Genomic DNA, 22,653 nt, shown 5'->3' with positions numbered 1-22,653 from the left:
ACGGGCCCTGGAACGGCCGGGGTCCGTCGGTTTCGACAAGCAGCTGATCCGGAGGAACTGCGGACGCGAGCCGTGCCCGGGGCAAAGAAGACACGATGAGCCCCAGCGAATCGATGTCGCCCTTGTACTCCGGAGTGCAAAGAAGACACGGTGAGCCCAGCGAATCGATGCCGCCCTTGTGCTCTGGAGTAAAAGCAAAGCATTTTGGCGCAGCGGTGTATCTAAGAAACGAAGAATGCCGAACGATTCAAAAAAATCGTTCGGCATTCTTTTATCTTATAAAGGTTTTGTCCCAGTCTCTTTGTATTGGTTTGTTCCTGGTATTCCATTCCATTAGACTCTGATCGCAGCAAAATTCCAATGAAATCGATGAAGAAGAATGAGGAAAGGCGGATTGATTCATACTAGAAACGGATACAAAAAAGGAGGTTTCACTTATGACGCATGAACATAATGCCGACACAACGCCGGAGCCTGATAAAACGCAGGACCCCGGTACGGAAAACCCTCCCAACAAAACGGAGCAGGACGATCAGAAAAACAGTCTCGTCCAGAAAATCCAGGAGCTTGGGCAGACCAATGTAGCAGACATGGAAAACTCCAACATTCATTGTATTACCGTCGTCGGTCAGATTGAGGGGCACATGCAGCTGCCGCCCCAGAATAAGACGACCAAATATGAACATATCATTCCCCAGCTGGTTGCCGTCGAACAGAATCCAAAAATTAAAGGGTTGATGCTTGTGCTCAATACGGTAGGGGGAGATGTGGAAGCAGGCCTTGCTATTGCGGAAATGGTAGCAAGTATGAGCAAACCGACAACGACCCTGGTCCTTGGGGGCGGCCACTCGATCGGCGTACCCATTGCTGTCGCTGCAGATTACTCCCATATTGCCGAAACAGCGACAATGACGATTCACCCGATCCGGCTGAACGGACTTGTTATCGGTGTGCCGCAGACCTTTGAATACCTTGAAAAGATGCAGGAACGTGTCATCAGCTTTGTGACCCGCCATTCAGATATTCCGGAAGAAACGTTTAAGGATCTGATGTTCGCCAAAGGAAACCTAACCCGTGATATCGGCACCAATGTGATAGGCGAAGACGCTGTGAAACACGGACTGATTGATGCGGTAGGCGGCGTCGGCAATGCTCTTTCCAGGCTGAATGAGATGATGGAGGAAACGGAAGGGGATATGCTCCAATGATTCTTTATACCCCTCTTCCTCCGGAATCGGTGTTTCCATCTGAAACCGGAGAGAACATGGAAATGAAAACGGTGGAAGCCGGATCCGGTGTTGTGACGCTGTATAGAAATGAGCAGAAGCAGTGGGTCGTTCATGCACTTCAAAGTTCCGACCCCCAGGATTATCTTCACTCCGCCTGTCAGCCGGGGGCCATCTGGAACCAATCGGAATGATCTTGTGCACAAGGGAAGGAATAGAGCGGAAGGTATGCTATAATGGAATATAGAGCGTGTATACGCAGGCTGTCTCTTTCTCGTCAACTGGAGGCAGCCTGCTTCGTTCTATACATAGGAAAACCGGAACCGGAAGGCAGGGAAATGCAAATGGCCCAGAAATCCAAGCGGAAAAAACGCGGAACGAAAAAAACGAGACAGTGGAAAGCACAGCTGAAATTTGAATTAACCGGTTTGATTTTGTTCACTGCCGGTATTCTGGCTCTTTTCCATCTGGGAAGAGCGGGAGCGGTGATTCAGTCCCTGTTTCGATTTCTGGCGGGAGAATGGGCGGTCGTGCTGACGGCCGCATTATTGTGGACGTCCGTGGTATTCATCGTCAAAAGAAGCGGCCCGCCGCTCGCTGGCAAACGAATGGGAGGTCTTTATCTCGCGGTGCTGACCATTCTGCTCCTGAGCCATGTCCAAATGTTTGAAAACCTGAGAGAAACGGGAGGCTATCTGGAAGACTCAGCCGTGGTCACCACATTTGAACTGTTTATGCTCGATCCGTTTGGAAACGGAACGGTTGATGATCTGGGCGGAGGCATGATCGGATCGGTTCTGTTTGTGTTCAGCCGTTTTTTATTTGACGCCGGCGGCACGCGGGTGGTGTCCATCATCTTGTTCCTTCTTTCGTTTCTGCTCGTGACAGGACTCTCGATGCAGGATGTCGTCCGGTACGCAATGAACAAAGGAGCACCATTTTGGAATACAATCCGCACATTTTTTCAGGAAAAAACAAAAGAGATAAAGGAAAAAAAGCAGCAGCAGTCGAAACAGACAAAGAAGCAGCCAGTTCCTGCCGCGCCTTCACATGATAAAAAAGAGAAGGAAGAAGATGCCAACACGGAAGAAACGCCTGTCATTTATAATTTCGCGGAAAACGCTTATCCTGCAGCCAAACAGAAACAGGTCGACACTGGAGATCAGGCGAATACGGAACCGGAAGACGTTCATAATAAAAAAGAAGAATCACCGAAGGCGGGTCCTCCGTCTGCAGAAAATCCTGAAAACAATCAGACTCCGCTTGTCCCGGATGAGACGGAAAATGAGAATTATGAACTTCCTCCTATCAGTATACTCGGCGCTTCGACTTATAATTCACAGCAGCAGGAACGGAATTTGATTTCGTCCAATGCCAGGACCCTGGAAGAAACGCTGCAGAGCTTCGGCGTGAAGGCAAAAGTGAATGAAGTGCATCTCGGCCCTGCGGTAACCAAATACGAAGTGCAGCCCGACACCGGCGTAAAGGTGAGTAAAATTGTCAACCTGGCGGATGATCTTGCTCTTGCTCTGGCCGCGAGCGGTATCCGGATGGAAGCGCCCATCCCCGGTAAGGCGGCGATCGGCATTGAAGTACCGAACACCGAAGTCGCCATGGTAACGCTCCGGGAAGTGCTGGAAGCAGGTTATCTCAGAGATGATCATGTTCTTTCGGTGGCTCTCGGCCGCGATATTTCCGGAGAGCCGGTTCTCGCCGCCCTTGATAAGATGCCGCACCTACTCGTTGCAGGTGCGACGGGAAGCGGTAAAAGTGTCTGTATCAACGGGATTATAACCAGTATCTTAATGAAAGCGAAACCAAGCGAAGTAAAACTGATGATGATTGACCCGAAAATGGTGGAACTGAATGTGTATAACGGTGTTCCCCATCTTCTTTCGCCTGTTGTTACGGAACCGAAAAAAGCGGCCCAGGCGCTGAAAAAAGTCGTTGCTGAAATGGAACGGCGTTATGACTTGTTTTCCCAGTCCGGCACGAGAAACATGGAAGGCTACAATGAATGGGTGAAAAAACAAAACGAAAAGACAGGAGAGCATCATCCGGAGCTTCCGTACATTGTCGTTGTCGTGGACGAACTTGCCGACTTGATGATGGTGGCTTCAAACGAAGTGGAAGACGCTATTACAAGACTTGCCCAGATGGCCAGAGCAGCGGGTATTCATATGATTATCGCCACACAACGGCCGTCGGTTGATGTTATCACTGGTGTCATTAAGGCAAACATTCCGTCCCGGATTGCCTTTGGCGTTTCCAGTCAGACAGATTCCCGGACGATCCTCGATGCAGGAGGAGCGGAGAAGCTGCTGGGCAAAGGAGATATGCTGTTCCAATCTGTCGGTTCGAACAAATCGACCCGGGTGCAGGGTGCTTTCGTTGCGGATGAAGAAGTGGAAAAAGTAGTCGAAGCTGTGGTGGCCCAGCAGAAAGCATCTTATCAGGAAGAAATGATACCCGAAGAACAGCCGGACAATCAGGACGAGGTGGACGATGAATTGTATCCTGATGCCGTGGAACTGATTGTGCATATGCAGAGCGCGTCGGTTTCTATGCTTCAGCGGAGATTCCGGATCGGGTACACAAGGGCGGCCAGGCTCATTGATGAAATGGAAATGCGCGGCATAGTCGGTCCCTACGGCGGCAGTAAACCAAGAGAAGTCCTGGTCAGTGCGGTCCGCGAAACTGACGAGGAGTCTTCGCACGGGGAACACGGAAGAGAAGAAGGAGGATAAGTAACCATGCTAGATGAACAAAAAGTCGACAGCCATGGTCTGGATGTCCGGATCATACCTACAGAAAAGTATAAAACGACGACGCTTGTACTGCAGATGAAAACGACGTTACAGAGAAAAACAACAGCCGCCAGGGCGCTGCTTGCCAATGTGCTGCAGAGCGCCACAGACACCCATCGTTCACGTAAAGCCATCCGCCGTTATCTCGATGAACTGTATGGCGCCTCTTTTCACGCTGATGTCCAGCGGAAAGGAGAGTATCACGTCATATCAGTGAAAATGGAAATCGCGAACGAAAACTTCATTAAGAACGCTCCTCCACTGTTTCAGGAAAGTGTTTCTTTTCTGCAGCAGGTGCTCGAGAAGCCGTACCTGCCGGAAGGATCATTTGACAAGCAGGTGATCAATGAAGAAAAAAGGACGCTGATTCAGCGGATTGAGTCCATCTATGATGACAAAATGCGGTATGCGAATAAACGCCTTATTGAACATATGTGCAGCGAAGAACCGTTTTCGGTCCATCCGTATGGAGAAGCAGAAGATGTAGAACATCTTACCGCGCAGGATGTAATGGATGAATACCGCCGCATGCTCGTCGCGGATGATATGTGCCTGTACATTGTCGGGGATGTAGCGGCTGATGACGTTCAAAAAGCCGTGTCGGTGTTTTCCGTCTCTAAAAACCCGGAAGATTCATCTTATACTCCGGAGAATAAAACAGTGGAGCCGGCGGAGGAAAAAGAAATACAGGAAACAGATGATATTCAGCAGGGCAAACTGCATCTTGGGTACCGGACGCCTGTAACATTTGCCGACGAACAGTTCTCTGCCATGCAGGTGATGAACGGGATGTTTGGAGGCTTTCCGAATTCCAAACTGTTCATCAACGTCAGGGAAAAAGAAAGTATGGCCTATTACGCCGCCTCCCGTTATGAAAGCCAGAAGGGTATCGTTTTGGTAATGGCGGGCATTGAACCGGCAGATTACGAAAAAGCATCCGCCATCATTAAACAGCAGATGGAAGATATTCGACAGGGAACGTTTACCGATGATGATCTGGAACAGACGAAAACGATGTTAAAAAACCAGCTGCTGGAGACGATGGATCATCCACGGGGGTTGATTGAATTGTATTACCAGCAGCGTATGGCACAGCACCAGCGCCCGTTTGAGGACTGGCTGAAACAGATAGGTGACGTGACGCGTGAGGATGTGACGGCCTGCGCGTCCCGGACTGTATTGGATACGACTTACTTTCTGAGAAATGAGGAGGATCATACATGAGCGAAACGCTGACATTCGAGCAGGTGCAGGAGACGGTTCATAAAGAAGTACTGCCGAACGGGTTAACCGTTTTAGTCATTCCAAAACAGGATTTTCAGAAGACGCTCGCTGTTTTTACGACGAACTACGGCTCCATTGACAACCGCTTTGTCCCTATCGGCAAAACCGAGCCGGTTCACGTCCCGGATGGGATCGCCCACTTTCTGGAGCACAAAATGTTTGAAGACGAGAACGGGGATGTGTTTCAGACGTTCGGAGAGCAGGGAGCATCAGCGAATGCTTTTACAAGCTTTACAAAAACGGCTTATCTGTTTTCAAGCACCCAGGAAGTTGACAAAAATATAACCACACTGCTTGATTTCGTCCAGCATCCATATTTTACAGATGAGTCGGTTGAAAAAGAAAAAGGTATTATCGGCCAGGAAATAAGGATGTATGATGATAATCCGGACTGGCAGCTGTTTTTTCATCTGCTGTCTTCGCTTTATTATCATCATCCCGTGAAAATAGATATCGCCGGCACAGTGGAGTCTATTCAGGAAATTACAAAAGAAGATTTGTATACAAGCTATGAAACCTTTTACCATCCGGGGAACATGATTCTCTGTGTAGCAGGCAATGCGGATCCGGCTCATATTATAGATCTCGTCAAGCAGAATCAGGAGCAGAAGTCATTCAAGGAACCGGAACCGGTGGAGCGGATCGTGGAAGACGAACCGGCAGAATCCGTGCAGCGTGTGACGACGGTGCCGATGAGCGTCAATACACCAAAATGCATGGTCGGCTATAAAATTCCGGTTCCGGATAAGCAGGGCAAACCTCTTCTCCGGCATGAACTGTCCGTTGAAATTTTACTGGAGACGCTGTTCGGTGCAGGATCGGACACGTATGAATCTCTGTACCGTGAAGGGTTGATTGATGAATCCTTTTCATCAGAATTCATGCTTGAACGTTCTTTTTCTTTCACTGCCATCGGCGGGGACACAAACGATCCCGACACACTGGCCGAACGGATTATGGAAGCGGTGGAACAAGCAAAATCGTCCGGTTTGAATGAAGACCATATTGAAGTGGTGCGGCGTAAAAAAATCGGATCCTTTCTGAAACAGCTGAATTCACCGGAATTTCTTGCTAACCAGTATACGGAGTACGCGTTTTTTGGTCTTCACCTGTTTGATGTTATCCCGCTCCTTGAAGAAATTACGACGGAAGAGATTCATGCCCTGCTTCCGGAAATGTTTCAGGAGCATAACCGAGCCGTATCCCGGATTACGAAAAAACAGGAGCAGTCATCGTGAACACGGCCACCCTTATTACAGGAGCGGGCGGAGCAATAGGAAGTGCCGTCTCGTGCTCTCTGGCCGCTGAAGGGGAGGTGCTTTTTCTTCATTACCATCGTTCGCGGGACAGTGCAGAACGCGTGAAAAAGCAGTGTGAAGAGCGCGGCAGCGAAGTGCACCTCTTCGAAGCGGATCTCTCTGCCGCAGGAGGCGCCTCTTCTCTTGCAGCGCAGCTTCCGGGAGAGGTCGGCCGTATTGTGTATACCTCCGGCTCGGCTTCTTACGGACTGTTTCAGGATATCGAAGAAACAGAAATGCTCGAACTGGCTAATCTGCATCTTTTGAATGCGATGTGGCTTGTGCATGAGCTGCTTCCTGCCATGATTTCACGCAAAGAGGGGACGATCGTCATCATTTCCTCTATCTGGGGGGAGCGCGGGGCAGCGCTTGAAACTGCATACTCTGCCATGAAAGGCGGCATTAATACGTTTGTGAAGGCTCTCGCAAAGGAAACCGCGCCCTCGGGCATACGTGTCAACGCTGTTGCCCCGGGTATGGTGGACAGTCCCATGATGCAGGAATTCACCGAAGACGAGCAGCGGAAACTGGCCGAAGACGTTCCGGCAGGACGATTCGCTGCACCCTGCGAAATAGCGGAAGCTGTGCGGTTTTTGATGGAGCCTTCCGCAGCGTATGTAAATGGTCATATACTGGATGTGAACGGAGCCTGGTGAAAAAGACATACCGGAACATACATATATTTTTTCCATCGGAGCAGACTAGAAATGAAATGTTCTGGAAGGAGGAAATAGTGATGTCGGTTATGGACAACTGGGATCAATGGAAACAATTTCTGGACGGTAGACTGAATCAGGCAAAGCAGGAAGGGATGAATGACAGTGTCGTGTCGGATGTGGCTTATGAAGTCGGCGAATACCTTGCCGATTCGGTGGATCCGAAAAACGAACAGGAACGAATTTTATCCGACCTCTGGCATGTTGCCGACAAAGAAGAGCAGCATGCCATCGCCAACATGATGGTCAAACTGGTTCAGTCCGATTCATCGAAATAAATAAAACGGCAGGCTGTATCCGGAAAACAGCCTGCCGTTTTATTTATTTCCTGCGTAGATATTCTGCTTAAAATTGTAATAGTACTATTCAAACAGAAAAAAATAGCGTAAAATGACATATATCTGATATATTTGTCTGTTTACAGAAGTGAGGGAACGGCATGGAAGAGAAAAAAGAATGGTATCTTGAATACGAGATTCATCAAAACCGTCCGGGACTTCTCGGAGATATCTCTTCTCTGCTTGGTATTCTTTCCATTAACATTGTAACGATAAACGGAGTGGAGGATGGAAGGCGCGGCATGTTGATCCGAAGTGCCCGGGATGATCAAGTCGCGCGTTTTCGTGCGATTCTTGATACGATAGATAACATTACGGTGCGCAGAATGAGGGAACCCCGGCTCCGCGACCGTCTGGCGGTAATGCACGGCCGTTACATTGAGCGCGATGCTGATGACAAAAAGACATTTCGTTTTGTGCGGGACGAACTGGGACTGCTTGTTGATTTCATGGCTGAACTGTTCAAAAAAGACCGCCACTATCTTGTTGGAATACGGGGCATGCCGAGAGTCGGCAAAACAGAGTCACTGGTAGCCGCCAGTGTATGTGCCAACAAACGCTGGTCTTTTATTTCGTCCACGATGCTTCGGCAGACAGTGCGTAACCAACTGGACGAAGATGAGCTGGAAAAGGGACACATTTATATTATAGACGGCATCGTGTCCATGATGAGAGCCTCCAGCCGTCATCAGGAACTGGTTCATGATATTATGAAGCAGCCCGCCGTAAAAGTAGTGGAACATCCGGACATATTCGTCCGCGAATCACGGTATACACTCGGTGATTTTGACTGTATGATAGAACTGCGGAACAACGAATCCGAAGAAATTACATATGAAGTCGTAGAATCCGGTTTTTCGTCATTTGATATCAGTTAAGTGGTAGGTGGTAACATTGTCAGAGCTTGGTCAGTATTTAAAAACAAAAAGAGAAGAACAGGGTATCACGATCGAAAACCTTCAGGAGATGACAAAGATACAGAAAAGGTATCTCACTGCCATTGAAGAAGGCCGCTATGATTCCCTTCCCGGCTCCTTTTACACGAGGGCGTTCGTAAAAAGTTACGCCGAAGCGCTGGGACTGCAGCCGGAGGATGTATTTGACTCCTACGGGGCAGAACTTCCCCAGCCGAAACAGCAGACGACGGATCTGCCGTCCCGCGCCGAAAAGGCAAAACCGAAAGCGCAGAAAAACGGGCGCCGCAGGTCCACCGTGCTTCCCGCGCTCCTGGGTGTTCTTTTTCTGCTCGTTGTAGCAGCTGCCGTTTACCTTGTTGTACAGGGGACAAACCAGGGTAGTCCGGAAGGAACGTCTCCTGATGAAGAACCGGCCATTGAGATGGATTCGAACGAAAACAATGAGCAGCAGTCTGAAAATCAGGAAAGCCAATCCGAAGAAGGCGCCGGGTCGTCTGACTCCGATTCATCCGGCTCGAACAGCGGCGGTGAAGATACCGCGGAGAGCGGCGGCAGTGAAAGCGGAGACAAAAATTCATCATCGGACGAAGAATCCGGTACGAACGGTTCTGAAGAAACAAATGAGACCGTGACCCCTGAATTTGTAGAAACGGTAAACGACAACCGCTCGATTTTTGATGTATCGGGAGCCGAAGAAATGGTGATTGAACTGTCGCTTACCGGTGACGCTTGGCTTGCGGTGGCAGACGAGGACGGAAACAGCCTGGAAGATGTGTCCGGTCTGCAGCCGGGCGACAGCATCGAAATGAATTTGAGCAGTGAGAATTATGTTCACCTCAACATCGGCAGTTCTCCCAATGTGACAGTGCGGTTTAACGGAGAAGTGGTGGAGTATCCAATTAATACGAACGAGACTGTCCACCAGCACCTTATTTTCGACAAACAGCCGGAATAAACGAAGGACCCGGGATTCGACAGCAATTCCGGGTTTTTTTGTGAAAGAATCCGAGCCTTTCCGTCTCGTTTATTCCGGCAGTATGATACAATGAAATATGGATTTCTGCAGACGCCGTGTAAACAGAAAGAAGCGGGGGAACCTTGATGAATCTGCCAAACCAAATAACAACAGCCCGGATCCTGATGATCCCCGTATTTATGGTATTAATGCTTGTTCCTTTTTCTGCGGGACAGTTTGAAATAAGCGGGACGGCCCTTCCCTATACCCACCTCGCCGGCGCTGTTCTTTTCATTATCGCAGCGGCGACGGACTGGCTGGATGGGTACTTTGCGAGAAAGTATAAGCTCGTCAGCACATTTGGGAAATTCCTGGATCCGCTGGCGGACAAACTACTCGTCACGGCGGCCCTGCTCACGTTGATTGAGCTCCAGATGCTCCCGGCGTGGATGGGTATTGTCATTTTGAGCCGTGAGTTTGCCGTGACAGGCATGAGGCTGGTGGCGGCTTCTGATGGACTAGTCATCGCAGCAAGCGGACTGGCTAAGTGGAAAACAGTATGTCAGATGGCTGCCCTTGCCGTGCTGCTTCTGCATAATGTACCGTTTACTGCCTGGAATATTTTTGCAGGTATGTTTTTGATGTGGGCAGCGGTTCTTCTGACGATTGTATCGGGAATCGATTACTTCGTAAAAAACCGCCACGTTTTCAAGGGTTCCATGTAAACAAAGAACGGAGAGGGTAATCATGAATGCAGAAATCATTGCTGTAGGATCGGAACTTCTGCTTGGACAGATTGCGAATACCAATGGGAGGTACTTGTCCGGGGAACTCGCCGGTATCGGTATCAATGTGTACCGGCACACCGTCGTCGGCGACAATGAAACACGTCTGCTCGAAGCCTTCCGGGAAGCCGCCGGACGGGCGGATGTTGTAGTGGTGACAGGCGGACTTGGGCCGACGCAGGATGACCTTACAAAAGATATGCTCGCCCGCCTCACCGAAAGGCCGCTCGTTCTCCATGAACCTACCATGGAAAAAATGAAATATTATTTTGACGGAAAAGAAAAGCCGATGCCCCAAAACAATAAGAAGCAGGCGCTCTATACAGAGGGCAGCGATGTATTTTATAATGAAGCAGGTTTTGCGTGCGGTGTGGCTCAAACTTGGGAGCGTTCCCTGTTTCTGCTGCTGCCCGGACCGCCGCGTGAGCTGAAACATATGTTTGAACACAGCATGAAACCTTATCTTCTGAACCGTATGGATGAGCATGCGGTCGTTCATTCCCGTGTTCTGCGTTTTTTTGGAATCGGTGAATCAAGCCTGGAAGAACAGTTATCCGACCTTATTGAGCAGCAGACGAACCCAACGATTGCTCCTCTCGCTTCCGACGGGGAAGTGACGGTCAGGCTGACCGCCAAGGCACCAAACCGTCAGCAGGCGGAAAATATGCTCGATACCGTAGAGAAGGATATCACCCGCACAGCCGGCCCCTATCTTTATGGAAGAGATCAGGAAACGCTGCCTTCCAGGGTGGTAAAAGAATTGACCGGAAGCAGGGATACCATCGCGTCCGCCGAAAGTATTACAGGAGGATGGTTTTCCAAAGTTCTTGTGGATGTTCCCGGTGCGTCCGCTGTACTCGAAGGTTCCGCTACTGTTTATACAGAAAAAGCAAAACGGAATGTACTTGGTGTGGAGCGTCCACTGCTTGAAGAATTCGGCGCAGTCAGCAGAGAGTGCGCCGAGGACATGGCTGAAAAGGTCCGTCTGCTTTACGGAACAACGATAGGTATCAGTTTTACCGGCAGCGCAGGCCCTGAAAGCCTTGAAGGGGAAGAACCCGGAACGGTATGGATCGGGATTTCCGTCAACGGTACGACCAACTCGCACCGCCTGCAGCTCTCAGGGAGCCGTGAACATATCCGGAGGATGGCGGTTTATTACGGGTGCTGGTACGTACTGAACAGATAAAACCGGCCGGCGGCACATGATGCCCGGCCCAAATCAGCCCTGTCGCTGCGCAGTGCAGCGGCCGACGGGCTTCTTTAAAAGAAAAGGTGGTAACGAATGACGTATTTTGATGATTTTGAAGTAAAAGATGAAATAAAACAGGCCGTACGCGAGATGGGTTTTGAAGAACCGTCACCGGTACAGGAAAAAGCGATTCCGGAAATTCTGAAATCCAGCGATTTAATCGGTCAGGCTCAGACAGGTACAGGAAAAACAGCAGCTTTCGGTATTCCGCTTATTAACCGTATAACCGATGAGGACCATGTACAGGCGGTGATTCTGACTCCGACAAGAGAACTCGCCATTCAGGTGTCCGGAGAACTGCAGAAGCTGTCCAGACATTTAAATATCCGCACGCTTCCGATTTACGGCGGACAGTCCATCGGGCATCAAATTAAAGCTTTAAAGCAGGGGGTTCAGATTGTCATCGGAACGCCCGGACGTGTCCAGGACCACTTGCGCCGGAAAACACTGAAACTGGACAGAGTCCGTGCCGTCGTCCTGGATGAAGCGGACGAAATGCTGGATATGGGCTTTATCGATGATATCGAAACGATTCTTAAACAAATCAACGTAGACAGGCAGACCCTTCTATTTTCTGCCACTATTCCACCGGCGATTCGTAAACTTTCAAAGTGGTACATGGTGCAGCCGACAACGATTTCCGTCAACAAGAGTGAAGTGACGGCACCATCCATTGATCAGGTGTATTACAAAGTACTGGAGCGTAACAAACAGGAATCCCTGTGCCGTATTCTGGACAGCCAGGATCCGGAACTGGGTATCATCTTCTGCCGGACGAAAAAGGGAGTGGCGGAGCTGGCAGAAGTACTGCAGGCGCGCGGCTATCTTGCGGACGGTCTGCACGGAGATCTGACCCAGTCCCAGCGTGATGAAGTGATGAACAAATTCCGCAAAGGCACGATTGAGTTTCTCGTCGCCACAGACGTTGCCGCCCGCGGTATCGATGTTCAGAATGTGAGCCACGTCATTAACTACGATATTCCGCAGGATCCGGAGAGTTATGTACACCGTATCGGCAGAACCGGGCGCGCCGGCCGTAAAGGGCAGGCACTGACCCTTGTGACGCCGAGGGAAATGAAGCATCTGCGTTCAATTGAATCAGAAATTAAAATGACTATTCCGACCCAGAGTGTTCCTACCATTGAAGAAGTGGTGGAAAAACAGCAGGAATCATGGAAGAAGATGGTTGTTGATCAGTTCCAGGATGAGCAGAGTCTCTCCCTGTTTGATGACATAGCCGACGAACTGCTGGCCGAACATGATGCCAAAAACATCATCCGTTCGCTGATGAAAATGAATTTCTCCACCTCCATCAATGAAACAAGCGATGGGTATCACTTTGGAGAGACAGGCGCTGCAAAAGGTATGATTCGTTTCTTCATTAATGTAGGCCGCAATGTAGGATTGAACCCGAAAATTCTCGTTCAGGAAATTTCCGAGGCTGTGGGCATCTCCGACAAAGCAGTCGGACGTATTGATATCTTTGAAAACTTCACATTCGTGGAAGTCCCGGAAGAATCCGCCCCATTTGTTTATGAAGCCCTCCGTTACTCCCGTATTAACGGGGCACGGGTGAATCTGGAGCCGGCCAAACCACGCCCGAAAAAAACCGGCCCCCCAAAAGAAAAACCGGCATCCCGGTAACACATTCCTAAAACTGTTCAGGTGGCAGCGCCTTGGACAGTTTTTCCATATTGAGGATGCAGCGCTTGAAACCGATTCCTGTAAAAATAACGAATAAATGTTCGCAAATCCTATTGGCAAACAACCAAAAAAAAGATATGATGAACATGGTGATAAATTAAAACGGTCCCCATTCAAAAGAAACAGGCACCTGCTTCCTGCTGAAAACCGCCGCATCGGGGGTGAAGGCGGATAAACGGGATCAGAAGTGCACGCAAAAAGGAGAGGTCTTGATGAGTGAACGTAAAACAGCACTGGACCAGGCGCTGAAAAATATTGAGAAACAGTTTGGAAAAGGCTCTATCATGAAATTGGGCGAACAGGCGGGACGGAAGGTGTCCACTTTCTCAAGCGGAGCTCTGGCGGTTGACGTGGCACTGGGTGTGGGTGGTTACCCGCGCGGCAGAATCGTTGAAGTATTTGGACCGGAGTCCTCCGGTAAAACGACCGTCGCGCTGCATTCGATCGCTGAAATCCAGCGCCAGGGAGGCCAGGCCGCGTTTATTGACGCCGAGCACGCTCTTGATCCGGTGTATGCCCAGAACCTCGGGGTAGACATCGATGAACTGCTTCTTTCCCAGCCCGATACAGGGGAGCAGGCGCTTGAAATCGCGGAAGCTCTTGTCCGCAGTGCAGCGGTCGATATTATTGTTGTCGACTCTGTTGCCGCCCTTGTTCCGAAAGCGGAAATTGAAGGCGAAATGGGCGACAGTCATGTCGGGCTTCAGGCCCGGCTGATGTCTCAGGCGCTGCGCAAGCTTTCCGGCGCCATCAGCAAGTCCAATTCCATCGCTATGTTCATCAACCAGATCCGGGAAAAAGTCGGCGTCATGTTCGGCAGCCCGGAAACCACTACCGGCGGACGGGCGCTGAAGTTCTATTCCAGCGTCCGGCTTGAGGTCCGCCGGGCGGAAACGCTGAAACAGGGCAATGAAATGGTAGGAAACAAGACGAGAGTGAAAATCGTAAAGAACAAGGTGGCGCCGCCGTTTAAACAGGCGGAAGTCGATATCATGTACGGCGAAGGTATTTCAAGGGAAGGTTCCGTTCTTGATATGGGGGCGGAACTGGAGATTATTCAAAAAAGCGGAGCCTGGTACTCCTATGAAGGAGAACGGCTCGGCCAGGGACGGGAAAACGCCAAACAGTTCCTAAAGGAAAACACGCAGATTACAGACGCCATTGAGCAAAATATACGGGATCACTATGAGCTGGATACAAACAAGCCGGATGAACCTGAAGAAGAATCCGGAGAAGGACTTCCGCTGGACACGGAAAACCGTGAATAAAGAAGAAAAGGCCCCTCCATCCGGAGGGTTTTTTTCTTTGACATTCACCGGAAAACGCGCTATGGCAAGTCTTGACATGGTTCAGGCACAGGGATACAATTGAAGGGAATGATGCTCTAAGGGAGCATGATGGAATGTTTACCGTTTGAAGTGTTCTCTTTTTTTATGTAGAAAACTCAAAAATCCAGGAACCGGAACGTAAGGACGCAGCCGGCCGGCTTCAGCGTCCAAAACATTCTAGTGACGTCATTCACCGCGAATGATGTATGAATGCAGAAAACAACACATCTCTCTGCCGGTTGGCGGAGGGCACAAAAGGATAGCAAGAGGAGGTGAAAAGACATGGATAATATCTTTATCATCTCCATTTTGCTTGTTGTCGTTGCAGCTTTGAGTGGATCGATTGGTTATTTTGTTCGTAAGTCAACAGCAGAAGCTAAAATAGCCAGCGCGGAACAGGCTTCCAGACAAATTATTGATGACGCCCACCGTCAGGCGGAAGCCGATAAGAAAGAAGCGGTGCTGGAAGCCAAAGATGAAGCTCACAAGCTTCGCGAGGAAGCGGAAGAAGATCTCCGCGGGCGTAGAAATGAAGTGCAGAAGCAGGAAAACCGCTTAATGCAGAAAGAAGAGATTCTCGACCGTAAAAGCGAAACTTTGGACAAAAAAGAAGAATCGTTGGAAAAGAGAGAAGAATCTCTCGCCGATAAACAACGACAGGTGGAAGAGCAAAACAGCAAAGTGGAGGAGATTTTATCTAAACAGCAGGAAGAATTGGAAAGAATCTCGGGAATGACAAGAGAAGAGGCCAAAGAAATGCTCAAGCAGGACCTGCAGCAGGAACTGGAGCATGATTCAGCACTGATGGTCAAAGAGTATACAGAACAGGCCAAAGAAGAAGCCGACAAGAAGGCGCGCGAAATTCTGTCTCTTGCCATCCAGCGGTGTTCTGCCGATCATATTGCAGAAACCACCGTGTCTGTGGTGAACCTCCCGAATGATGAAATGAAAGGACGGATCATCGGCAGGGAAGGCCGTAACATCCGTGCGCTGGAGACATTGACAGGCATTGATCTCATTATTGATGATACTCCGGAAGCCGTCATTCTTTCGGGATTTGATCCAATCCGCCGTGAAATTGCGCGGACAGCACTTGATAAACTGGTTCAGGACGGACGTATTCATCCCGCCCGAATTGAAGAAACAGTAGAAAAATCCAGGCGCGAAGTGGATGATGCCATCCGTGAGTACGGAGAAGAAACAACATTCGAAATGGGCATTCACGGCCTGCATCCTGACTTGATTAAGATTCTCGGCCGGATGAAGTTCCGTTCCAGTTACGGACAGAACGTGCTGAAACACTCGATGGAAGTGGCCAATCTTACCGCCTTAATGGCAGCAGAGCTTGGTGAAGATCAGCAGTTGGCAAAAAGGGCCGGCCTGCTTCACGATATTGGAAAAGCCATCGATCATGAAGTGGAAGGAAGCCACGTGGAAATCGGGGTGGAACTGGCGCAGAAGTATAAAGAAAACGATGTTGTGATAAACAGCATTGCCTCCCACCATGGTGACACAGAAGCCACTTCTGTCACCGCCACTCTGGTTGCCGCAGCAGATACCTTGTCAGCGGCTCGTCCGGGGGCAAGGAGAGAAACACTGGAAACCTACATCCGCCGTCTTGAAAAACTCGAAGAAATCGCTGAATCATTTGATGGAGTGGAAAAGACGTACGCAATTCAGGCCGGACGGGAAGTCCGTATTATGGTAAAACCGGATGTTGTGGATGATGGGACATCGCACCAGCTCGCCCGTGACATTACCAAGCAGATTGAAAACGATCTGGACTATCCGGGCCATATCAGAGTGACGGTGATTCGTGAAACCAGAGCAGTGGAATATGCTAAATAAAGCGGCTTACAAGCCGCTTTATTTTAATGGATTCTGCTTTTTTAAAAAAAGATAAGTGATTGCCGGTATCAACAGAAAGGAACCAGAGAGCATCACGATCAAAGAAGAAAGGGTAGTTGGATGAAATTATTATTTATCGGAGACGTTGTCGGCAGACCTGGGCGCAATATGGTTCAGGAGTACCTGCCGAAGCTGAAACAGAAATACAAACCAACTGTAACAGTCATTAACGGAGAAAACGCAGCGGCCGGCAAAGGCATAACCGAGAAAATATACAAAGGGTTTCTTGAACAGGGAGCCCAGGCTGTGACGCTTGGAAATCACACGTGGGACAATAAAGAAATATTTGAGTTTATCGACAGCGCATCTTCTATGATACGTCCTGCGAATTATCCGGAAAACAATCCGGGAAATGGTTATCTTCTGCTGAAAGTAAATAATCTGGAAATCGGAATTGTGAACCTTATCGGCCGCACGTTCATGCAGCCAAATGACTGTCCGTTCCAAAAAGCAGATGAGCTTATTAAAGAAATCCGGAAACGGACGCCGTATATCTTCGTTGATTTCCATGCGGAAACAACTTCTGAAAAGCAGGCTATGGGCTGGTTTCTGGACGGTCGCGTAACAGCGGTCGCCGGCACACACACTCACGTTCAGACGGCGGATAACCGTATTCTGCCGGGGGGCACCGGTTATATCAGTGATGCGGGAATGACAGGACCAATGGATGGTATTCTGGGGATGAAAAAGGAAGATATTATTCATAAATTTTTAACGAATCTTCCGGTAAGGTTTGAAGTAGCCGACGGCCGGGAACAATTAAATGGAGTCCTGTTTCATATTGATGATAAAACCGGCAGTACAAAAAAAGTGGAACGCATCCAAATAAGCCCGGAAGACCCTTTTTACGAGTGAAAAAAGGCACGGGAAAATAAAAGAAGCGGACGTGGGCAGGAATACGACGGCTTTAACGGGAATATAAAAGGAAGAGGGGCATTACACCACATAAGGAGGTACTACAAATGGAAGTATTAAAAGTTTCAGCAAAATCCACTCCAAATTCCGTTGCCGGCGCATTAGCAAACGTTATCCGGGAAAGAGGTGCTGCCGAAATCCAGGCTATCGGAGCGGGTGCCCTTAATCAGTCCATTAAAGCGGTGGCTATCGCGCGGGGGTTTGTGGCTCCAAGCGGTATCGACCTGATTTGTATTCCTGCCTTTACCGACATTCAAATCGACGGCGAAGAACGTACGGCTATTAAATTAATTATAGAGCCGAGGTGATGTAACCAAGGCTTTTCCGGTTCCGAGTCAGCCTGGGACCGGTTTTTTGTGTTTTTCCGAGTCCTAAAAAAAGCATTCGTAAAAATGAAAAATGCAAAATGAGAAAGGAGAACAGCTTACGATGCAGCAATTAACGCAGATTTTACATCGAATCGATAACAAAGGATACAAAGCTTATAACGATATAAAAGGTTCCTACTCATTTGGAGCATTCACCCTTTCGGTGGACCATGTTCAGGCTGATCCTTTCGCAAGTCCGTCCCGTATTAGAGTGGCGGTGAAAAGGAAAAGCCTGGGACTTGGTTCCGAGTGTGATGAGACAGAGGCCCGGCAGACGGCAGTTGTTGATTTTTTTGCCCGTGAAGTGCAGAAACAGCTCAGCCGGAACGAGCAGATGAAGGCGGTTGTTATAGACGGTCCCGGCCAGGAAGTAATGGACCGTACGGCGGTGGCCCTTCTCGACGAAGAGTTAAGCATACGCCTGTCCATCCATCTGCCGGCGAAGGGGCGGACAATTCTCGGAAAACAGGCACAGCAGCGGTTGACGAAAGATCTGCCTGAAGTCATTGATAAAGCGGTATCCCGCTTTCAGAAAGAGGAACTGCAGAAGCACCTCGAACTGGCAGATCAACAGCAGGCCGTCCGTCGCTTTCTCCGTGACAATGGATATGTCACGTTTGTCGCCAACGGTTCCATTCTCCCGAGACAAAGCGGCATCAGCAATAAACCGCTGCAGGACAGCGGGGTCGTTCCTTTTCAATCCCCGTCGCCGCTCGAAGTGGAAATTGATCTGCCTCACCGCGGACCGATCAGGGGCATGGCACTGAAGGAAGGTATTAATATCATTGTAGGCGGCGGGTACCACGGCAAAAGTACACTGCTTGAAGCGGTGGAACGGGGCGTGTACAACCACCGCGCGGATGACGGGAGAGAATTCGTGCTGACGAATGATTCATCCTGTAAAGTCAGGGCCGAGGACGGCAGAAGTGTGTCGGGCGTGAACATATCTCCGTTTATATCCAACCTTCCCAACGAAAAGAACACGCGCTCGTTTTCGACCGACAATGCCAGTGGAAGCACCTCCCAGGCGGCCGGTATTATGGAAAGTCTGGAAGCCGGAACAGAATGTCTGTTGATGGATGAAGACACAAGCGCGACCAACTTCATGATACGGGACGGCCGCATGCAGGAATTGGTTGCCAAGGAGAAAGAACCGATCACGCCTTTTATTGACAAGGTGAGAGCTCTCCACGAAGAACACGGGGTATCCACCATTCTTGTCGTCGGCGGAGCGGGTGATTACTTCGACGTGGCCGACCGCGTCGTCATGATGGAAGAATATCTTCCAAAAGATGTAACACAGGAAGCGAAAGATATAGCAGGACGCATTGGCTCGGACCGCAAGAAAGAAGCCGGCACCACTTTTGGAGAGATTACGCCGCGTACGATACAACTGACAAGCTTTCAGGCCCAGAAAGGAAAAAAAGAAAAAGTGGGTGGCAAAGGTCTGAACACGATCATGTACGGCCCGGATAATATCGATGTATCGGGTGTGGAACAGCTCATCGACCCGAGTCAGACGAATGCCATTGCCGAAATGATCCGCTACGCTGTCCGGCAGCTGGGGAAAGAATCCGGTCTCGAGGAGTTGCTGTCCTTTATCGAACGGGAACTAAAAGAAAAGGGTCTTGATACGGTTTCCCCGTTTCAGGGACAGCATCCCGGAGACCTCGCAAGGCCGCGCCGGTTCGAACTCGCTGCCGCCATCAACCGCTACCGTCCCGTCAAAGTGAAATAATAGAAATACGTGCGCTGCAGGAAGCAGCGCACTGTTGTTTTCATGCGGGTTAGAGGGTATAATTTCAAGGGAAAACATGACTGTCTGTACAGGCTCGTCCGGCAGACGATCATGAAAGTTGGAAAGGAACGGTGACATTCCCATGAACGACGAAGATAAACGCCAGACGTCCGCCGACCCTGCGCCCTCGGACTTAAAATCCAGCAGCGGCCCGGATCGGCTGGAAAATAAAGATTTCAGTCAATACTTCGATTTTTCCGGAGCGGAAATGGAAGAGAAAGAAGACGGCCGGCAGTTTATGAAAATCGGAGGCCGCAGTATTTTAATCAATGACCAGCCCGATTATAAAAAGGGGCGTAAACGCGGCCGCGAAGAGGTGGAAGTACATTACGACTTTTCCATCCCGCCGCATATGCAGCACATCGGCGCCGGTAAGCAGTATCTGATCCGCACATACGGATGTCAGATGAACGTTCATGACACGGAAAATATGGCGGGTATTTTGGAGGAAATGGGATTCAGCGCAACAGATGATCCGCATGAAGCCGATGTCATTTTTCTCAACACCTGTGCCATCCGTGAGAACGCCGAAAACAAGGTGTTCGGTGAAATCGGCAACCTGAAAAACCTGAAAAAAGAAAAACCGGAACTGATTCTTGGCGTCTGCGGCTGCATGTCTCAGGAAGAGTCGGTCGTCAATCGGATCATGCAGAAACACCAGCATATCGATCTCATTTTCGGCACGCACAACATCCACCGGATGCCGGAACTTTTGTGGGATGCGATTCAAGGCAAGGAAATGGTTATTGAAGTATGGTCCAAAGAAGGCGATGTTGTAGAAAATATGCCGCGCAAACGGGCAGGAAAAACGCAGGCATGGGTTAATATCATGTACGGCTGTGACAAATTCTGTACGTACTGTATCGTGCCTTATACACGCGGCAAAGAGCGGAGCCGCCGTCCCGAAGATATTATAGCGGAAGTCCGGGATATTGCCAGACAGGGATATAAAGAAATCACCCTTCTCGGGCAGAATGTGAATGCGTACGGGAAAGATCTGAATGAAGATTACGGACTCGCCGACTTAATGGATGAACTGCGCCTGATTGATATTCCACGCGTCCGTTTCACGACGAGCCACCCCCGTGATTTTGACGACGACCTCGTGCAGGTGCTTGCCAAAGGCGGGAATCTCGTAGAACATATCCATCTTCCGGTACAGTCCGGCAACAACGAAGTTCTGAAATTAATGGGTCGTAAATATACGAGGGAAGAGTATATCGAACTGGCTCGTAAAATCAAGGAAGCGATGCCGCATGCGTCCTTTACGACAGACATTATCGTAGGTTTTCCAAATGAGACCGAAGAACAGTTTCAGGAGACACTTTCTCTCATGCAGGAAATGGATTACGACAGCGCCTTTACCTATATTTATTCGCCGCGTGATAAAACACCGGCTGCCCAGTTTGAGGACAATGTGCCCAGTGATGTGAAAAAAGATCGTCTTGCGAGACTGAATAAAGTGGTCAACGACATCTCCGCGCGCCGGAACAAAGAACTGGAAGGCGAAGTGGTGGAAGTTCTCGTAGAAGGGGAAAGCAAAAAAGACGCCGACGTACTTTCCGGCCGAACAAGGACAAATAAACTGGTGAATTTCCGCGGCCCGTCATCGGTCATCGGAAATATCGTCTACACCCGGATCCATGAAGCAAAAACCTGGTCGCTTAACGGCGAAATGGTGGAAACAGCAGAGGTGAGTAAGTAATGAGTGAATTTGTTTATTCAAAGCAGGAAGTACTGAACAAAGCCCGAGAGCTTGGAACGCTTATTTCCGAAACCGAAGAAGTGGACTTTTTTAAGCGTGCCGAAGAACAGATCAACCGCAATGTAAGGGTACAGGAATTGATCCAGAAAATAAAAAACAAACAGAAGCAGGCGGTAAACCTGCAGCATTACGAGAAAAAAGAAGCGTTGAAGCAGGCGGAAGAAGAACTCGCCGCTTTGAACGAAGAGATTGAAAGTATTCCGATTGTGCAGGAGTTTCAGCAGAGTCAAAAGGATGTGAATGAACTTCTGCAGCTTGTTTCGACAACGATTTCCAATAAAGTAACCGATGAAATCATCGAATCCACCGGAGGCGACAAATTGAAAGGAACGACCGGGGGTTCGCCATTTTTGGATGTGAAGCAGCAGTAACAGCCTATGAGCTGAAAAAATCCGGACAAAGTAACACCCCGGGCGATGAATATGCAGCATCGTCCGGGGTGTTTATTAATCTCAGAAAATAAATTTCACGTACTGTAAGTATTTTCAGCATACTCAAACAGAATTCCTGAAATAAAATGGTCAACTTAGGCGGCGGACCTGCATATAGTTAAACAAGAATGACACGGAGTGTCTGAATGGCACTTCTATGCAGAAAAGGGAGGGTCATCGATGCCGTCTGAAAACGAAGCGAGATACCGGGAAATCGTCACAAAGGCTGTGTGTGGTAAAGGAAAAAAACACTGCAGGGATACTCATGTTGTTAAACCTCCTCAAAAACCTTCCAGCATTCTCGGCTGCTGGATCATAAATCATGAGTACGATGCGGACAGAAGAGGAGATTCGATTGAGGTAAACGGCCGCTATGATGTGAATGTATGGTATTCCTACGAGGACAACACGAAAACAGATGTCACAACCGGAAATGTCACTTACACCGAATTGATCCCGTTGAAAATGAAGCAGAAAGAGCTCATCACCGATGAAGTGGATGTCATCGCAAGAGCATTAAAGCAGCCCAATACAATCGAAGCGGCAATCGGGGAAAAGGGAAAAGATGTGGAAGTGGAAGTGGAAAAAGAATTTTCAGCCGAACTCATAGGAGAAACGAAAGTATGCATTCAGATACATCCCGATGCCGAAGACGATGATTACAAAAATGTGAAATGGGAAGAGCAGGTCTCGGAAGAAGAACTGAAAAATATTGATACCGATTTTCTTGAAGACAAAGATCAATAATGAAAGGAAAAAGGGGCTGTATCAAAAGCCCTTAACTAAAAAGCCATGGACGCCATCTTCAGATGGTGACCATGGTTTTTTACGTATTTTTAAAGCCAGCTTATACAGCTG

The 22,653-nt window shown here is 49.2% G+C and carries 20 protein-coding genes; all 20 read left to right on the top strand.

The features are described 5' to 3' along the window. Positions 1-437: 437 nt before the first annotated feature. The 20 genes from BM124_RS17825 to cotE all read left to right on the top strand — a co-directional run bounded on the left by BM124_RS17825 (position 438) and on the right by cotE (position 22,542). Entirely contained in the window at positions 438-1,208 is a 771-nt protein-coding gene (locus BM124_RS17825; RefSeq protein WP_093339714.1) for a ClpP family protease, read from the top strand. Continuing rightward, complete coding sequence (locus BM124_RS17820) at positions 1,205-1,420, top strand: YlzJ-like family protein (protein ID WP_093339712.1); 216 nt, start codon at positions 1,205-1,207, stop codon at positions 1,418-1,420. The genes BM124_RS17825 and BM124_RS17820 overlap by 4 nt, the downstream gene beginning before the upstream one ends. A 150-nt stretch (positions 1,421-1,570) precedes the next feature. Continuing rightward, positions 1,571-3,973: a DNA translocase FtsK gene (locus tag BM124_RS17815; protein WP_093339717.1), complete on the top strand. Its 2,403-nt coding sequence runs from the start codon at positions 1,571-1,573 to the stop codon at positions 3,971-3,973. Between the two features lie 6 nt (positions 3,974-3,979). Continuing rightward, a complete protein-coding gene (gene yfmF, locus BM124_RS17810; RefSeq protein ID WP_093339709.1) occupies positions 3,980-5,257 on the top strand; it encodes an EF-P 5-aminopentanol modification-associated protein YfmF in 1,278 nt (425 codons plus the stop codon). Beyond that, on the top strand, positions 5,254-6,555 hold the full coding sequence (gene yfmH / locus BM124_RS17805; protein WP_093339706.1) for an EF-P 5-aminopentanol modification-associated protein YfmH: 1,302 nt from the start codon (positions 5,254-5,256) through the stop codon (positions 6,553-6,555). Before yfmF ends, yfmH begins: the two co-directional genes overlap by 4 nt. Then, the gene (ymfI, locus tag BM124_RS17800) at positions 6,552-7,271 is read left to right on the top strand and encodes an elongation factor P 5-aminopentanone reductase (RefSeq protein ID WP_170841224.1); all 720 of its coding nucleotides are present in this window, start codon (positions 6,552-6,554) and stop codon (positions 7,269-7,271) included. The genes yfmH and ymfI overlap by 4 nt, the downstream gene beginning before the upstream one ends. Before the next feature lie 80 nt (positions 7,272-7,351). Further along, on the top strand, positions 7,352-7,609 hold the full coding sequence (locus BM124_RS17795) for a DUF3243 domain-containing protein (RefSeq protein WP_093339701.1): 258 nt from the start codon (positions 7,352-7,354) through the stop codon (positions 7,607-7,609). Positions 7,610-7,770: 161 nt separating this feature from the next. Continuing rightward, positions 7,771-8,547 carry a DUF3388 domain-containing protein gene (locus BM124_RS17790; RefSeq protein ID WP_093339698.1) on the top strand — a complete coding sequence of 259 codons (777 nt, stop codon included), beginning with the start codon at positions 7,771-7,773 and terminating at the stop codon, positions 8,545-8,547. 16 nt (positions 8,548-8,563) lie between these two features. Further along, the gene (locus tag BM124_RS17785) at positions 8,564-9,541 is read left to right on the top strand and encodes a helix-turn-helix domain-containing protein (protein ID WP_170841223.1); all 978 of its coding nucleotides are present in this window, start codon (positions 8,564-8,566) and stop codon (positions 9,539-9,541) included. Between the two features lie 146 nt (positions 9,542-9,687). Continuing rightward, positions 9,688-10,266, top strand: a complete 579-nt coding sequence (gene pgsA, locus BM124_RS17780; RefSeq protein ID WP_093339692.1) for a CDP-diacylglycerol--glycerol-3-phosphate 3-phosphatidyltransferase — start codon at positions 9,688-9,690, stop codon at positions 10,264-10,266. Between the two features lie 22 nt (positions 10,267-10,288). Further along, a complete protein-coding gene (locus tag BM124_RS17775) occupies positions 10,289-11,515 on the top strand; it encodes a competence/damage-inducible protein A (RefSeq protein ID WP_093339689.1) in 1,227 nt (408 codons plus the stop codon). Between the two features lie 96 nt (positions 11,516-11,611). Continuing rightward, positions 11,612-13,222 (top strand): DEAD/DEAH box helicase, encoded by a 1,611-nt coding sequence (locus tag BM124_RS17770; protein WP_093339687.1) that lies wholly within the window; start codon positions 11,612-11,614, stop codon positions 13,220-13,222. A 272-nt stretch (positions 13,223-13,494) separates the two neighbouring features. Beyond that, on the top strand, positions 13,495-14,550 hold the full coding sequence (recA, locus tag BM124_RS17765) for a recombinase RecA (RefSeq protein WP_093339684.1): 1,056 nt from the start codon (positions 13,495-13,497) through the stop codon (positions 14,548-14,550). 342 nt (positions 14,551-14,892) lie between these two features. Further along, a complete protein-coding gene (gene rny / locus BM124_RS17760) occupies positions 14,893-16,458 on the top strand; it encodes a ribonuclease Y (RefSeq protein ID WP_093339682.1) in 1,566 nt (521 codons plus the stop codon). Between the two features lie 120 nt (positions 16,459-16,578). Next, the gene (locus BM124_RS17755; protein WP_093339680.1) at positions 16,579-17,373 is read left to right on the top strand and encodes a TIGR00282 family metallophosphoesterase; all 795 of its coding nucleotides are present in this window, start codon (positions 16,579-16,581) and stop codon (positions 17,371-17,373) included. A 107-nt stretch (positions 17,374-17,480) separates the two neighbouring features. Beyond that, complete coding sequence (locus BM124_RS17750) at positions 17,481-17,741, top strand: stage V sporulation protein S (protein WP_090926051.1); 261 nt, start codon at positions 17,481-17,483, stop codon at positions 17,739-17,741. A 121-nt stretch (positions 17,742-17,862) separates the two neighbouring features. Further along, a complete protein-coding gene (locus BM124_RS17745; protein WP_093339677.1) occupies positions 17,863-19,539 on the top strand; it encodes an ABC-ATPase domain-containing protein in 1,677 nt (558 codons plus the stop codon). A 142-nt stretch (positions 19,540-19,681) separates the two neighbouring features. Continuing rightward, complete coding sequence (gene miaB / locus BM124_RS17740; protein WP_093339675.1) at positions 19,682-21,304, top strand: tRNA (N6-isopentenyl adenosine(37)-C2)-methylthiotransferase MiaB; 1,623 nt, start codon at positions 19,682-19,684, stop codon at positions 21,302-21,304. Beyond that, complete coding sequence (locus tag BM124_RS17735; protein WP_093339673.1) at positions 21,304-21,735, top strand: YlbF/YmcA family competence regulator; 432 nt, start codon at positions 21,304-21,306, stop codon at positions 21,733-21,735. Before miaB ends, BM124_RS17735 begins: the two co-directional genes overlap by 1 nt. A 240-nt stretch (positions 21,736-21,975) precedes the next feature. Beyond that, positions 21,976-22,542 (top strand): outer spore coat protein CotE, encoded by a 567-nt coding sequence (cotE, locus tag BM124_RS17730; RefSeq protein ID WP_093339670.1) that lies wholly within the window; start codon positions 21,976-21,978, stop codon positions 22,540-22,542. Positions 22,543-22,653: the final 111 nt, after the last annotated feature.

Source organism: Salibacterium halotolerans (assembly GCF_900115625.1).
GTDB classification, from domain to species: Bacteria; Bacillota; Bacilli; order Bacillales; family Marinococcaceae; genus Salibacterium; species Salibacterium halotolerans.
Note: the sequence above shows the minus strand (reverse complement) of the source record. Positions and strands in the feature narration are given on the sequence as shown.

Bases quoted from the DNA above. Each gene is read 5' to 3' on its own strand.
- BM124_RS17825 (WP_093339714.1), top strand. From the start codon at position 438: ATGACGCATGAACATAATGCCGACACAACGCCGGAGCCTGATAAAACG.
- BM124_RS17820 (WP_093339712.1), top strand. From the start codon at position 1,205: ATGATTCTTTATACCCCTCTTCCTCCGGAATCGGTGTTTCCATCTGAA.
- BM124_RS17815 (WP_093339717.1), top strand. From the start codon at position 1,571: ATGGCCCAGAAATCCAAGCGGAAAAAACGCGGAACGAAAAAAACGAGA.
- yfmF (WP_093339709.1), top strand. From the start codon at position 3,980: ATGCTAGATGAACAAAAAGTCGACAGCCATGGTCTGGATGTCCGGATC.
- yfmH (WP_093339706.1), top strand. From the start codon at position 5,254: ATGAGCGAAACGCTGACATTCGAGCAGGTGCAGGAGACGGTTCATAAA.
- BM124_RS17795 (WP_093339701.1), top strand. From the start codon at position 7,352: ATGTCGGTTATGGACAACTGGGATCAATGGAAACAATTTCTGGACGGT.
- BM124_RS17790 (WP_093339698.1), top strand. From the start codon at position 7,771: ATGGAAGAGAAAAAAGAATGGTATCTTGAATACGAGATTCATCAAAAC.
- pgsA (WP_093339692.1), top strand. From the start codon at position 9,688: ATGAATCTGCCAAACCAAATAACAACAGCCCGGATCCTGATGATCCCC.
- BM124_RS17775 (WP_093339689.1), top strand. From the start codon at position 10,289: ATGAATGCAGAAATCATTGCTGTAGGATCGGAACTTCTGCTTGGACAG.
- BM124_RS17770 (WP_093339687.1), top strand. From the start codon at position 11,612: ATGACGTATTTTGATGATTTTGAAGTAAAAGATGAAATAAAACAGGCC.
- recA (WP_093339684.1), top strand. From the start codon at position 13,495: ATGAGTGAACGTAAAACAGCACTGGACCAGGCGCTGAAAAATATTGAG.
- rny (WP_093339682.1), top strand. From the start codon at position 14,893: ATGGATAATATCTTTATCATCTCCATTTTGCTTGTTGTCGTTGCAGCT.
- BM124_RS17755 (WP_093339680.1), top strand. From the start codon at position 16,579: ATGAAATTATTATTTATCGGAGACGTTGTCGGCAGACCTGGGCGCAAT.
- BM124_RS17750 (WP_090926051.1), top strand. From the start codon at position 17,481: ATGGAAGTATTAAAAGTTTCAGCAAAATCCACTCCAAATTCCGTTGCC.
- BM124_RS17745 (WP_093339677.1), top strand. From the start codon at position 17,863: ATGCAGCAATTAACGCAGATTTTACATCGAATCGATAACAAAGGATAC.
- miaB (WP_093339675.1), top strand. From the start codon at position 19,682: ATGAACGACGAAGATAAACGCCAGACGTCCGCCGACCCTGCGCCCTCG.
- BM124_RS17735 (WP_093339673.1), top strand. From the start codon at position 21,304: ATGAGTGAATTTGTTTATTCAAAGCAGGAAGTACTGAACAAAGCCCGA.
- cotE (WP_093339670.1), top strand. From the start codon at position 21,976: ATGCCGTCTGAAAACGAAGCGAGATACCGGGAAATCGTCACAAAGGCT.